The sequence below is a fragment of the Lentzea albidocapillata genome (assembly GCF_000719115.1).
Lineage (GTDB): Bacteria > Actinomycetota > Actinomycetes > Mycobacteriales > Pseudonocardiaceae > Lentzea > Lentzea albidocapillata.
In genome coordinates this window covers 504,430-516,952 of record NZ_JOEA01000005.1, presented here as the reverse complement: position 1 = coordinate 516,952, position 12,523 = coordinate 504,430, and the positions used below count along the sequence as shown (strand labels likewise).

The window sequence follows — 12,523 nt, the reverse complement described above, 5'->3', positions numbered from 1 at the left end:
GCCTTCGCGTTTCGGGGCCGCGAGGCGCACCGGCAACGTGGACAAGCAGGCCGTTCGCAAAGGCCTCGACCGACCGCGCGATTCGATCCACCTACTGCTCGACGGCGCCGCGGCCGAGCAATTGAAGCGCCGATCGAACGGTACGAACTGGAACAACCGGGAGCCGCTGTTCCACATGCTGCTCGGCTTCTGAGCGCGCGTTGCCGGCATCGGCCCGGCTCGTCGCGAGGCTGCTGCGAAGAGCCGGTTGTTCTTCATGGTGTCCGCTCGGAGGGTTGTCGGTAGTGCTAGGTCCGATGTGGTCGGTGGCGCGGTCAGTGATGGTGATGAGCTCTCGCGGTTCAGGTGCTGCCGAGGGCGAGTTGGCATTGGCCGGCTCGGCATCCTTCGAGGATCCCCTGCGTGTGGCGACGTGCGCGCTGTAGGTCGGCGATCTTGGCGTCGATCCGGTCAACCACGCCTTCCAGGCGCCATCTTTCACTGTCGCAGGTGGCATCGCCCGTGTCGTGAGCGTGCAAGGCATCGATGACCTCGTCCAGGGTGAAACCCATGTCTTGCAGGGCTTTGGCCATACGGATCCGTTCTACCGCGGACTCGCTGAACACCCGGTAGCCGGACGGTCTGCGGTCAGCGGCTGGCAGTACACCGCGGCGTTCGTAGAAGCGGACGGTGTCGATGCTTACGCCGGCTTGATTGGCGACTTGGCCGATTTTCACGCGGTCACCTCTTGACTCTGGACTCAGGTCCAGACTCTAGAGTCGGATTAGGCAGGAGACAAGACGACGACAAGGAGCCTGACCATGCAGATCCCGGACGCTGCCACCCCGATCGTGTGCGACATGACCGACGCCCCGGACACCGATGCCGAGAGGTTGGCCGAGTACCGGCGGCTGTTCACCCATGCGGCTTTCCTTGGCCGGGAAAGGACCACCGATGGGATTCGGTTCCGGTTCCGTGTCGAGCCCGGCTTGGAGGAGTGGGTGCGAGACCTGGCCGCGAGGGAGAAGGCGTGCTGTGCGTTCTTCGCCTTCGACATCACCATCGAAGACGGCGAGGTGCGCTACGACTGCGCGGTGACCGACAACGACCAGGCCCGCGCGATCCTGGAGGAGTACTACGCCCTGCCCGACCTGCTGGTCGAAAGCGTCGACGACCTGCGTGAGCGGCTGGTGGAGCGCGGGGTGGTCTTCACCTCCTCCGCCGCCGGCACCGTGCACCACGTCCAGCCCGTCGTGTCTGGGCAGATCGGGGGTTGACCTTCGAGCCGTGTTGAAGGTTTGGCGTCGGCGTCGCGAGCACCTATCACCGCATTCGTACACACGAGCCGAGTCATTCTCACGAAAGGCTGACGACGGCCAGCGGGTGTTCTTCGTTCGTGAGCGAGGCGAGTGCCGTGGCGACTTCGTCGATGGTGGCTCGGACGTAGGTGGTCGTGGTGCCTGCGTCGCTCTTGCCGAAGTGCCCGCGCGACGGCATAGCCGAAGTACCGCTCGACCCACGTGAGCGTGGGGTGGATACAGTGGGTGCTCACCTGCCGCGTCGCGACCCACGGCAGGTGCTTGCCGAGCCGGTGCCACAAGTAGTCGTAGCGGCGCCTCGTTGTCCCGTGCCGCTTTTGGGAGTGGAAGGTGCGCCGTTGGTGTGTCTGCCACTCAGGTGGGTGGAGGAGGAAGAACTCGCCGGTCCACGTTCGATCCATCGGAGGGACGAGGTTCGGTAAGAGGTGGTGCAGAGTCTTCGTGCCGGCCACGATCTTGGCCTTGTTGTCGACCACGCTGAGCGACTCCAAGATGTTCCAGAGCTTGTCGGCGATGTCGGCCGCTAGGCCGTCGTCTCCAATGTGGAGCGACTCGAGTTCTGTGACCGCAGGCTCCGCTCTGCGGAGGGCTTGGGCGAACTCGGTGATGGGTGCGAGCCGTGAGCTTCTATGCCCTATGCCCCATGCGTTGAGTGTGCGGTGCAGCGTGGATACGAACTGCGGGTCGCCGACAGCATCGCGCACTGTGCCTGCTGCGTACCTTGTGGCGATGGTGGCTCGGTGCGCGTCCCTCTGTGCGACGGCGAATGCGGGATCGCGGTCGTAAACCTCCACATACCTGCGGAAATCCCCGACAAGCTGATTTACTCTGGCCTGGACCCCGGCAGCACGTGCCATAGTGCTCATCCTCCCGCCAGGGTTCCGCTGTGTGGAGGACAACGCCGCCGGTGCTCTGGGCGTTGCATGCCGTGGTAGTCACGCCAGCTCCTCGCTGAACCGGCGAGCATGTGGTGCCCACGTGTTCGTCGCGTGATGGCCGACCGGGGCGCCCGCGAAGTGCTCGTCCACTACGCCGTGGCCGCTGAGAACCTATTCGACTACATCGACCGTATGCAGGGCCACGTCGAGACGCCCACACGTGCAGGCCACTGCACCGATGTAACCCGCGCCGCGCGCGACGGGCAGGGCTTCTTCCGCGTCGACAACCCGTGGATGCAAAGCCGATGGGACGGCTTCGTCGAGGCGGCGGGCCAGGCGGGAGCGCACTGCACGCGCGCGATCATGGACCTCGACGACGAGGCTCTGCGGATCGGGTTAAGCGAGATCCAGACGCAGCACCGAGTAGTTGGGTGCCTGCACGCACGACTTCGGGGATCTACGGACGGCACCTGCTAGCTCGTGCCGCGACCGCCGGCCTTCGCCACGTCTTCGACGCTCAGTGGTCCATCTCGCGACAGCTCGACCGCCTCTGCCCACTACACCCTCGTCGGCCAGACCGATGTACGTACTGGAGTTCCGCACTGCTGGAAATGGCCTACCTGATTACCGGAAGCGTCCTCATGACGGCGATGAATGCCGAACCTGGGTCCGCGGGGCACTACGTCTCGGCAGCAGGGGTCCGTTATCCGCCGGAAATTGTCGGACCCCGGACGTAGCATGCCGGTCATCAGAAGGTCCACGAGCTGGAGCGAGTCGCCGATGTTCATCGCCACCGTCTACATCCGCTTCTTCCGCTCGTTCAACTTCGACTACCTGCGCAAGGCTGACGAGGGGTTCGTCGCCGACCCTTGGGACGTGCTGAAGTCGGATGGCATGGAGTTCCCCTTCGTCAGGGTGCCGCTGGAGGATGGCGTGACCACTGTCGTGGGCGCGAACGAGTCCGGTAAGAGCCAGCTGTTGTGGGCGGTGAAGCACGCGCTCACCGGCCAGGGCATCGAGCGTGGTGACTTCTGCAGGTACTCGCAGTACTTCGCGGTGAACAAGACCATGGCGTTCCCCGACTTCGGGGTGGAGCTCAAGGGCTTGGACGCAGGCGATCGAGCGGCCTTGGCCAAGGCCTGCAAGACGGAAGTGGACGACGAACTGGACTCCTTCTTGGTGTTCCGCATGGGAGGACCTGACCCCGTCGTCTACCTCCAGCAGGACAACGAGTGGAAGAAGCTTGCCGTCAAGGACAGGAAGGCACTCGACGGTGCCCTCCCGCAGTGGTTTGAGATCAACGCTGACGTTGCGCTACCTGAAAGTGTTCCGATTAAGTACCTCGCCCACGGTAGGAAGTCGCTGCGTACCAGTCCTCGTAAGGGACGGCAGTCGTTCCTCAACGAGATCCTGGAGAACGGGTCGTCGTGGTTCGGCTCAGCTGAGCAGGTCGCAGCAGCGGCGTCGAACATCATGAGCGCTTTCGCGGCAGTGGATGTGGAGACCGAGGAGCACGACGAGCAGCTCGCGCTTGCTGACGACCTTCTGCTGAAGGTGGCCGGCATCGACCGCACGGCGTTCGAGGAGCTGCTGAAGGCGGTCGACGCGAGCAAGGACGGCTTCGCCAACGGGATCGTGGAGCGGATGAATCGCGAGCTCGCGGCGTCGCTGAACTTCCCGAAGTGGTGGTCGCAGGATCACCAGTTCGAGCTGCGGTTGACCTTGCGCGATCAGGACCTGGTCTTCACGATCCGGGACAGGACCGGTACGGAGTACTCCGCTGACGAACGCAGCGGTGGGCTCAGGTACTTCCTCAGCTACTTCGTGCAGTATCTCGCCCACGAGGCGCCGAAGTCCGGTGCGCGCGAGATCCTTCTCATGGACGAACCGGACGCCTACCTGTCCAGCACGGGCCAGCAAGATCTCCTCCGCATCTTCGAGGACTTCGCGAACCCGCAAGACCCGAACCGGGCAGCGTGCCAGGTCGTCTACGTGACACATTCCCCGTTCTTGATCGACAAGAACCACGGTGAACGGATCCGCGTCCTGGAGAAGGGCGAGGGTGACGAAGGCACCCGCGTCGTGCGCAACGCCGCACGAAACCACTACGAGCCGCTGCGGTCAGCGTTCGGCAGCTTTGTTGGCGAGACGACCTTCATCAGCAACTGCAACCTGATGCTGGAAGGCATGTCCGACCAGATCATGCTCGCGGGCATGTCTGCGCACCTGCGCAAGCAGAAGGCGTCGTCCTTGGACAACCTCGACCTGAACACCTTGACGCTGGTGCCGGCAGGCTCAGCCTCCCACGTCCCGTATCTGGTGTACCTCGCACGAGGACGAGACGTCGACCGGCCCGCTGTGATCGCCTTGCTCGACAGCGACACCGCGGGCAACCAAGCGTGCAAGGCGCTCCGGAAGGGGCCAGACGGCATGCCACTGATCGAGTCCAAGTTCGTCCTGCAGCTCGGTGATCTGACTGGTGAAGGACTCGTGAGCACGTTTCCCGACGGGGTTGTTGCCATTGAGGACCTCGTTCCGCTGGAGATCGGGATCGCCGCGGTGCGACGGTACGCACACGACTTCCTTGAACCCGATCAAGCAGCGAAGATCCGTACCCTTACCGCCAAGGACGTGTCCTTCGCAGGCTGCTCCGGTACGCATGACGCATTGGAGAAAGCAGCTGCGGGCAAGCTGGAAGGCTTCCACCTCGACAAGGTGGGGTTCTCTCGCAACGTGCTCGAGGTGGCCCGGCAGGACGCGGGTTTCGAGGCCGCGGCAGAGGTCATGGCCAACAACTTCCGCATCTTGTTCCGGGAGTTGGGTGCTCGACAGCGTCAAGCGATGCGCGAGATCACGACCGAGAAGACGAGCGCCAAGATCAAGCGCTTGAAGCGTTCGTTCTTGCGCGACCACCCGGCCACCGCCACCCGGGAAGAGGCCACGCTTCTGCTGGAAGAAGTCGAGGCAAGCCTGGATAACTCAATCGACGCAGAAGACCTGAAGAGCCACATCCGAGGGATGCGACGAAACTTTCAGCTAGAGGACGAACCGACCGAGCCGATCGATGACTTCAAGGCGTTCCGCGATGCACTGGACACCTTGGTCTACCGCGAGGTCAACATAGTCCAGGAACGTTGACACGACCTGTTGGGGCACGTCCGCAGAACGCGCCCCAACAGGTCGTGCAGGGCGGTGGACAGGCCTCCGAGTCCGCTCGCCCTGTCGCGTCACGCCAGCCTCGGTCGCCGGACTCGCTGGTGGCGTGAGACTCGTCCGAGGCCGATCGGTGCTGGCCGATGGAGCATCGACCGAACGCCTTCCTGACCAGGCCCGGCGGCGTGCGGCCCGACCTCGTCAGCCGCTACGCCGAGGTCTGCTCGAAGGGGTCCGAATCGTCGCGGCGATGCCAGATTTGGCTGAGCGACCGGATTCTGCCGATCATCGCGGAGCACGGTCTGCCCACGCCCGACGCGGCCGTCGAAGACAAGTTCGCGCTCAACGGGCAGACCACTCTGACGAGTCGAAATCTGACCAGCAGATGCTGTTCTGAGCACACGGCCCAGTCGCCTGTTGGTGCTCTCCCGCAGGTTGCCTAGTCGAGGCGCGCATGCCGCTCTTGTCCAAGTCGGGTGTGCCCGTGGCGCGGAGGGACGGCAGGTCAGTTGGCTCTCACACTGCAGGGCGGACCACGCTGACCATGTATTTGGAATCAGATGGGGAAGTGCTGCTCACTGGGGGTACGCAGGCACCAGGTTGCGTAGCTGGGCGGGGTCGTCGTCGGAGACGAACCTGTAGCTCTGGGGAGGTTGGAACTTGGCGGTGTCCCGCAGTGCGGACAATGGCCAAGGGGTGGCCAGTCTTCGCGGGTCTCCCACATAAACGGCAGTGGCCAGTTCGGAACCGTCGAAGTACTCGTCGTACTCGGGTCGCAACAGCCCGACGTGCTTGCGGTGGCGCCGCCAGATCCGTGCCGGTGTGTCGGTGTCCCGGCCTACGATCACCGCGGTGCCGACGACGGCCATCACCGGTGAGCTGGCGTAGAGGATCAGGTGTGTTCCGTCGGGCGCGGACAGTCGGGTGCGCCGCAGTTCGACGGTCTTGGTGCCGTCCAGGATGGCTTCCGCGAATCGCGGACGCAGCGACATCAGCAAAGGGCGCACAGCAGGTGTCCACGCGCTCGATTCCACCGCTGTTGCAGTCACAGGGGGTGACCTTAGCGGTCGACGGGGTCGAAGTGATGTTGCACCACGATGATCGTGGATCACGTCACCGCTTCGTCGTGTTCGCCATGTCGTAGATCGCGGCGAACGTCGCGGTCGGCATTCGAACCGGTCCCTGGATCCGTTTCGGACCGTCCATCGATTGGATCAGGTCGAGGTACTCGGACCAGCGGATGTGACGCGGGAACAGCTCGGTGTAGGACACCCGGAGCGCCTGCGCGCTACCTCGTTGCCCTGCGGCGCCGTCGATGTCAGCAAGGGTGAAGACCCCGTAGTGGGCGAACTGTTCGTGCAGTTCCAGCGGCGCTCCGATGTCGATCGCGTCGAGAAGCGACGTGCCGATGAACCGTCCACCACCGGTGGTGGCGTCCTGCGTCAGGTACCACAGAACTCGACCAGGGGCCTTGAGCACGCTGGGGTGATTGCCGCGGTAGTAGACGTGCTCCCGTCCCAGGGCCAGCGTGGTCGGCCGGTGGGTGAGGGTCTGCGGCTCACCGAGGAGCTCAGCGCTCCAGCGCGGCTGGATCGCGACGGCGAAGTGGGGTAGGTCGCTGTCGGTGATCTTGGCGGGCCACCAGGTCCGTTCGTACTGCGCGGCTGATTCGGGGGCGAGACGAGGTGGAAGCAGGGCGGCAGGCCCGAGACCGACCTGGGCCTGCGCTGCGGAGACAGCGGAGCTGACCTGGGCGCCGGTTCCGGCGGCCTCAACCACCCAGCTGTGCCATGTGTCGTTGACGCGCTGGTAGCTCTCGTGGCTCGCCGCACGTTCGATGGCGGGGGAGAGATAGGGGTCCTCGATGCGTACCACGTGGGCGCCGTGGCTCCGTGCTTCCAGTCGCAACGTCCAAAGCAGGTAGCGAGCCATGGTGTCGGCGTCCGGGTGATCCGGGACGCGTAGCAGCGGTGCTTTGAGGACGTGGTCGTCGACGATCGACGCGTAGCAGCCGACGGTCGTCCCGTCGCTTGCACGCACGATGGAGTGAGATCGCGGTGCACGAGCTAGTGCGTTCAGGCGGGACTTGAGTTCCTGCTTTGTCTCGCCGCCGCGCCGGTCCAGGAAGGTCAGGAGTACCGCCTCGGACTGGGCGTTCGCCAGCTCGGTGCTGAACGAACTGCCGGCGAGCGTCCTGGGTTGGTAAGCCACCGAGTGGGCCAGCTCATCGAGATGAACGACCAGGTGGTGCGGGTCGATCACACGCAATGCCATGAGTTCGGGAAACGCGACGAGCCGGGGGAGCAACGGGGCCATCTGAGACCGCAGTCGTTCGTCCCAGGTCAGGAACACCTGGATGCCTGCCCCGGCGGTCTCAGCGAGATGCCACAGGTCTCCCTTGTCCTGCGGGGTCAGCGCACGGTCAGGTTCGGCCGTTCGAACCGCGTCGAGTAGCACCTCGTGCAGCTCTTCGGCTCGCTTCGGCGGCCCGCTCGGGCGCCGGTAACGCGCGGCGACATCGGCCAACCTGCTGCGCGACTCGGCCGAGTGCCGGTCGAGGTCACGTTCGAGTCCGTGCGGCACGACCATCTCGATCCGGTCCGCTACATCGGGTGCGAGCAACACCTGGGACCGTTCCGCCTGAGGATGGTCCTTGCGGGTGTGCAGGTCCATCAGGATGTTGACGTCGATCGCCACGGCCAGCTCGGTTGGCTCGTCCACCGGAGTGAACAGGTTGGCGTGCTCGTGGTCGAGCCACCACACAGTCATCGGAGCCTTGTCTTCACCACGCCCACGCGCACGTCCGAGGTGTTTGAAGCCGAGCCCACGCCACACCCGCTGGATGTCGGCGTAGCTGTCGCGGCACTTCGCGCGAACGCCCAACCTCGCCCGGTGCCGACGGCTCACCTCGTCGACGAGCAGCTGAGCCACGCCCTTCTCCCGGAAAGGCTTGTCGACGCAGAGGTGCACCAGGGTGACCTCGTTGCGTGGCAAGCGAAACAGCGCGTAACCGACCAGTTCGCCGTCTCTCATCGCGCCGAGCAAGCAGTGTTTGGCCGCGTACTCGAAATACGCTTCGCGCGGGAAGAGACCGAGCGTCTTCTTTGCCGTGTTGCCGAGTTCAACCGCACGCTCGATCGTCGCGGCGTCGGTACCGGCCACGACCTCGATGACCACGTTCGCGGACTTCGTCGACATCACCGCAGTGTGACTCACCTGCGCCGACCTCGGCCCGTATGCGCTGATCAGTCACCTGACAGGCCTATTTGCAGACGCACAAGTGTTCGGTTCGAGCTGAATCGCGGCGCCAGTCGCACATCTGTTCGTTTGCTTTCACCCGAAGCGACCGTCACGATTTCCGGACCACAATCTGACATTTTCAGGACATCCACTCTCTAGCTTCGCTACACATGCGACTTTCTATCGCGTTGGCGAGTGTCGTGGTGGTGGCCGGTTCGAGCGGCGCCGCCGCCGACGTCCCGGCGGTCACCTACCAGGACATCGTTCCCCGCCTTCGGAAGTTTCAGTCGATCGCTGATCAGAACGGCGGCAACAGGGCACACGAACGTGCCCAGGGTTCGCGGCGTCGATCGACCACGTGAAGTCCACGCGGGACGCCGAGGGTTTCGTGACTCGCGTCGACGTGTTCGAACAGAGCGGCGCGGTCGGATGCAACCTTGTCTCGGACTGGCTGGGTGAGGACGAGAACCACGTGCTGAGGCTCGGCGCCCACCTCGACGGCGGCTCCAGACGGGCCGGGCATGAACGCCTCGGGATACACAGGCGTGCTGAACCACTCTGCCTCGCTAGAGATCATCGACAGGGCGGAGATCGTGCTTGGACAAGATAAGTAGCCGCAAGCCTGCCGCATCTGCCAACTCTTGGCTCGTACGCTTGACTTCGCTGGGGATTTCATCGACTGCGGCGAGCAGGTGAGTCTCGGCGCCCAGGCGTGAGCTGACGGAGAGGTCTCGTTTGAGCTGGGCCGGGGTGAAGTCGCTAGCCTTGGTCTTGACCTCGCCGGCGATGAACTGCTGGGCGTGAACACCGAGGACATCTATCTCGTTGACCGTGCCGTTCTGGAAGGTGGCGAGCACGCCACCCAGCAGGTGGGTGTGCGGCTCGCGCTTGTGCAGCGCGGCGACAACCAGCAGATGCGGGATCACTCCTTGATCACTTGCCAAGTCGATGAAGGAGTTCAGCCTGTACTGCAAGGTGAGGCCGGCATCGGTGGACGTGTAGTAGGTGGCGGCTCTGCAGCCAGGACAGCGAGCCACTGAGCTCACGTCGGAGATCGGTACGAAGCTGCTCAGCCCGCAGCGCGCGCAGACAGTCTCGAATCCTCTTTCCGCCCAGTTCATCGCGCACAGCGACTCCAGGGCTTCGACAGGCTGGACCGCGGACTTGCCCAGCCTGTTCGTCAACCCTTCAGCGCTGTCGTATCGCCGTACACCGCGACCACCCCAGCGCGCACCAAACGCCTGCACCTCGTCCTCGGACGTGCCGCTCTTGCGCATCTTCTCCATCTGGCGCAGGTACGAGGTGGAACGAGGCGAGGTCAGATGAGAGATCGCTTCGTGCACGCTGGGCCGTAGCAGGATCGAGAGATCCGAGTCGGCGTTGAGTGCGTCGGCGATCTTGCCTTTCTCCGAGAGGTGCCACTCGGAGGTGTGCTCACCGATGAGGAGGGTTGTCGCCTCGTGCAGCGATGGGAAGTGCAGCTCCAGTTGGTAGGAGTTCATCGCATTCGTTGCGATCTCAAGACGATCGCTTCGCCAGGTCGCTCCGTTCGTGATCCGTTTCGCAAGGATGTCCTTGCGGGGAAACGGATCGAACAGCGGGCTGGACATGCGGAGCAGTGTCTTGCCTGAGCCGGAGAACTCGATCGGCGAGGTGAACCGCAGTCGTGCTCGACCGGCGGTGGCATAGGTCTCTACCTCACGTGACTCTCCGTACCTTCGTTCGAAGAGCAGGAAGTCGCGCAGTTCGAGATTGGTGAGGTAGGTGTGCGGCGGCACGCGAGCGTCAGCGGGAAACCTGATGCGTGACGTCAGCTTCTGCTCCGACACGTGCAGACCGAGGAACTCCTGTGCGAGCGAGTGCAGTCTCTCTTCCGAGACAGAGAAGCTGTTGACGACCACGTCAGGGTCGAACTCGTCCGGTCGATCCAACTGATGGGCGAGATTTCGGTCGAAGCCAATCCAATGAGGAAGGTCGTCGGCCGAGACGATCATCATTGGAGCGGGGTTGTGTCCCCGGTCGTTCAAGGCGCGGAAGTTCCAGAACCACAAGCAGTCGCGGTACGTATCCCTGGTTGTCATCCAGATCAACGCCGGTATGGACGAGGCGCCGGCGGTGTAGTTCTCGGCGAAGTTGCTGACGGTCTGATCGAGACACGTCTGGCCGTGCAGCGCCGCGCGGGCGACTTGATCGGCAGTCGGGGCCCTGCGGTAGCCAAAGCTTCCGTCGAGAGCTTGCTCGTGCTCGGCGGTGAAGTCACCAGCCAAGACGACCTGCCACAACGGGCTTCCGACCGCAGGGATCACCCGGGCCTGCGTTGGGTCGCCGTAGTCAGGAAGACGTGCAGGATGCGTTGAGAAGCGGGTAATTCCGCCCCGGTCTATGTGCTTCAGTTCGGTCACCGGCAGTTTGAACGACTTGGCCACGTCGGCGGCTACAGAGGCGCCGACGTCCACGTCGACAAGTCCTTCGACGCCGGCGAACTCCACGACTTGCCGCCACCATCCCTCGACCGATCCGTCGCGCCGGACAGGGATGATCGGTTCGGCCATGCCGCCCCAGCGTGTGGTGGCTTCTTGGACTGCGCGTCGCAGGCCGCGCCGACTGCCGGCGCGTATCAGGTATGCGGCCCGCGCGGGTAGGAGTTCGGCCCTCACCGCGACTGGGCCGGAGTGCTCTCCAGGAGTCATAGAGCGAAGACTTCACCACATGGGGCGGTGCTCGACACGGCGCCACGCTGAACGGAAGCTGCCACTTCCGAATCTCCTTGTTGACGTGTCTCCAACGGTCTCCAATCTCGGACTTCAAGGTCGTCAACCCGCTTGCCATGGCAGCGCATCCAGCCGCCGGTTGGAGACGGATTCGAAGCGAATCTTGGTCAGCTCGCCGGCGCTCTCTGCCTTAATCTTTCGGTAGATCGTCCCGAATCCCTCAAGCGTCTTCTTGAGGCCCAAGAAGGGGACTCATCCGCTGCGTGACGAGCCGAGTGCTTGAGCTGGCGGTATATAACCCGGTGCGCTTCCTGAGGAGTTGTTCCTCCGTAGTAGTCGGCGAGATCGATTGCCTCCTCGCCGTCACCGAGGTCGGAGTCTCCGATTGCGCCACTCTCCGCGTGGATAGTCGTCAAGTCTGGGCTCGGGCGTAGGAGTCGAAGTGACTGGCGTGAAACTGGTCGTCATCCCTGCCCAGGCGATGTGTGGAATAGCCCGCTCTGGGAGAAATTGCCGAATATGTAGCCCGAACCAGTGCGCGATCTGACCGAGTTTTGGCTCGTAGTTCCGCTAACCGGTCGCGCTCGTGGTTCGGACTGGACATGGGTACGTCTTGTGCTAAGGCCGTGGTCCGCCGGGTATCTGGTCATGTCCGGGTGCCGGTACAGATGAAATCACTGACAGTGCCGGGCTCGGTTCGACAAGCGGGGGAGTCAGGTTGTCCGGCCCCCTCGCCGAAAGTGCGACGTCTAGGAGGGACTGCGCGAGCTTGCCTGGAAGCTGCGCTACAGCCGCCAGCGAGCTCACGATCAGCTCTCGGAGCGCGTGGACTACGAGCTGCCGGTCTTTCGGGTCATTAACATCCCGAAGAACAATAACGAGCGGTGGGCACAGTCCGATCAGGACTGTCAGAACGACCGCGCAGACGCCGATGATGATTGAGAGCACGCACGCAGTCTTGTAGACACACGTCGTCCATTGAAAGAAGGAAGGTAGCAGCTACCCGCTTCAAGCACGCGTATTTTCGCTGAAGTGGCCTAGTGTTCGCGTTACAAGCTTCACCTGGATGACCTAGCGTCGATAGCGATGAACTGCGCTTTCTATTTGTCCGAATTTGGTGACGTGTTCTCGGTCACAAGGACTGCCCGTCTGCGGTCGGTGACCCGTGAGTCATCGACCGGAATCGCGGTGAGGGAGTCAGGGATAGCTCGGTGCGCGAGGGAGCAGTGGTTGGCTTCGCTGT

The 12,523-nt window shown here is 63.6% G+C and carries 12 protein-coding genes; 6 read left to right on the top strand and 6 right to left on the bottom strand.

Annotated features, from left to right (window positions below; genetic code table 11):
• Positions 1–37 precede the first annotated feature (37 nt).
• Positions 38–193, top strand: a complete 156-nt coding sequence (locus IG04_RS46375; protein WP_157512887.1) for a hypothetical protein — start codon at positions 38–40, stop codon at positions 191–193.
• A 148-nt stretch (positions 194–341) separates the two neighbouring features.
• Here IG04_RS46375 and IG04_RS0109205 read toward each other — a convergent pair whose 3' ends face one another.
• Positions 342–716 carry a MerR family transcriptional regulator gene (locus IG04_RS0109205; RefSeq protein WP_051769324.1) on the bottom strand — a complete coding sequence of 125 codons (375 nt, stop codon included), beginning with the start codon at positions 714–716 and terminating at the stop codon, positions 342–344.
• 84 nt (positions 717–800) lie between these two features.
• Here IG04_RS0109205 and IG04_RS0109200 point away from each other — a divergent pair, with 84 nt between their 5' ends.
• Entirely contained in the window at positions 801–1,256 is a 456-nt protein-coding gene (locus tag IG04_RS0109200) for a hypothetical protein (RefSeq protein WP_030476141.1), read from the top strand.
• Positions 1,257–1,335: 79 nt separating this feature from the next.
• Here IG04_RS0109200 and IG04_RS48785 read toward each other — a convergent pair whose 3' ends face one another.
• Positions 1,336–1,476: a hypothetical protein gene (locus IG04_RS48785; protein WP_319980037.1), complete on the bottom strand. Its 141-nt coding sequence runs from the start codon at positions 1,474–1,476 to the stop codon at positions 1,336–1,338.
• Between the two features lie 814 nt (positions 1,477–2,290).
• Here IG04_RS48785 and IG04_RS0109190 point away from each other — a divergent pair.
• The 3 genes from IG04_RS0109190 (at position 2,291) to IG04_RS0109180 (ending at position 5,772) form a co-directional block, all read left to right on the top strand.
• Positions 2,291–2,653 carry a hypothetical protein gene (locus tag IG04_RS0109190; protein WP_144065157.1) on the top strand — a complete coding sequence of 121 codons (363 nt, stop codon included), beginning with the start codon at positions 2,291–2,293 and terminating at the stop codon, positions 2,651–2,653.
• Between the two features lie 579 nt (positions 2,654–3,232).
• A complete protein-coding gene (locus tag IG04_RS0109185; protein WP_159460417.1) occupies positions 3,233–5,314 on the top strand; it encodes an ATP-dependent nuclease in 2,082 nt (693 codons plus the stop codon).
• Positions 5,315–5,472: 158 nt separating this feature from the next.
• Positions 5,473–5,772, top strand: a complete 300-nt coding sequence (locus IG04_RS0109180) for a hypothetical protein (RefSeq protein ID WP_030476138.1) — start codon at positions 5,473–5,475, stop codon at positions 5,770–5,772.
• 132 nt (positions 5,773–5,904) lie between these two features.
• Here IG04_RS0109180 and IG04_RS0109175 read toward each other — a convergent pair whose 3' ends face one another.
• Entirely contained in the window at positions 5,905–6,321 is a 417-nt protein-coding gene (locus IG04_RS0109175) for an ASCH domain-containing protein (protein ID WP_036014197.1), read from the bottom strand.
• A gap of 121 nt (positions 6,322–6,442) precedes the next feature.
• A complete protein-coding gene (locus tag IG04_RS0109170; protein ID WP_084400827.1) occupies positions 6,443–8,527 on the bottom strand; it encodes a GNAT family N-acetyltransferase in 2,085 nt (694 codons plus the stop codon).
• Positions 8,528–8,739: 212 nt separating this feature from the next.
• Here IG04_RS0109170 and IG04_RS46370 point away from each other — a divergent pair, with 212 nt between their 5' ends.
• The gene (locus IG04_RS46370) at positions 8,740–8,931 is read left to right on the top strand and encodes a hypothetical protein (protein WP_144065156.1); all 192 of its coding nucleotides are present in this window, start codon (positions 8,740–8,742) and stop codon (positions 8,929–8,931) included.
• Between the two features lie 204 nt (positions 8,932–9,135).
• Here the strand turns inward: IG04_RS46370 and IG04_RS0109160 are convergent, their stop codons facing one another.
• Positions 9,136–11,121, bottom strand: coding sequence for a hypothetical protein (locus IG04_RS0109160; RefSeq protein ID WP_030476134.1), 1,986 nt, complete (start codon positions 11,119–11,121; stop codon positions 9,136–9,138).
• 261 nt (positions 11,122–11,382) lie between these two features.
• Positions 11,383–11,523, bottom strand: a complete 141-nt coding sequence (locus tag IG04_RS46365; RefSeq protein WP_157512885.1) for a hypothetical protein — start codon at positions 11,521–11,523, stop codon at positions 11,383–11,385.
• Positions 11,524–12,523 lie beyond the last annotated feature (1,000 nt).

Coding starts and splice junctions, on each gene's coding strand:
- IG04_RS0109200 (WP_030476141.1), top strand. CDS start 801: ATGCAGATCCCGGACGCTGCCACCCCGATCGTGTGCGACATGACCGAC.
- IG04_RS48785 (WP_319980037.1), bottom strand. CDS start 1,476: ATGCCGTCGCGCGGGCACTTCGGCAAGAGCGACGCAGGCACCACGACC.
- IG04_RS0109190 (WP_144065157.1), top strand. CDS start 2,291: ATGGCCGACCGGGGCGCCCGCGAAGTGCTCGTCCACTACGCCGTGGCC.
- IG04_RS0109180 (WP_030476138.1), top strand. CDS start 5,473: ATGGAGCATCGACCGAACGCCTTCCTGACCAGGCCCGGCGGCGTGCGG.
- IG04_RS0109175 (WP_036014197.1), bottom strand. CDS start 6,321: ATGTCGCTGCGTCCGCGATTCGCGGAAGCCATCCTGGACGGCACCAAG.
- IG04_RS0109170 (WP_084400827.1), bottom strand. CDS start 8,527: ATGTCGACGAAGTCCGCGAACGTGGTCATCGAGGTCGTGGCCGGTACC.
- IG04_RS46370 (WP_144065156.1), top strand. CDS start 8,740: ATGCGACTTTCTATCGCGTTGGCGAGTGTCGTGGTGGTGGCCGGTTCG.
- IG04_RS0109160 (WP_030476134.1), bottom strand. CDS start 11,121: ATGGCCGAACCGATCATCCCTGTCCGGCGCGACGGATCGGTCGAGGGA.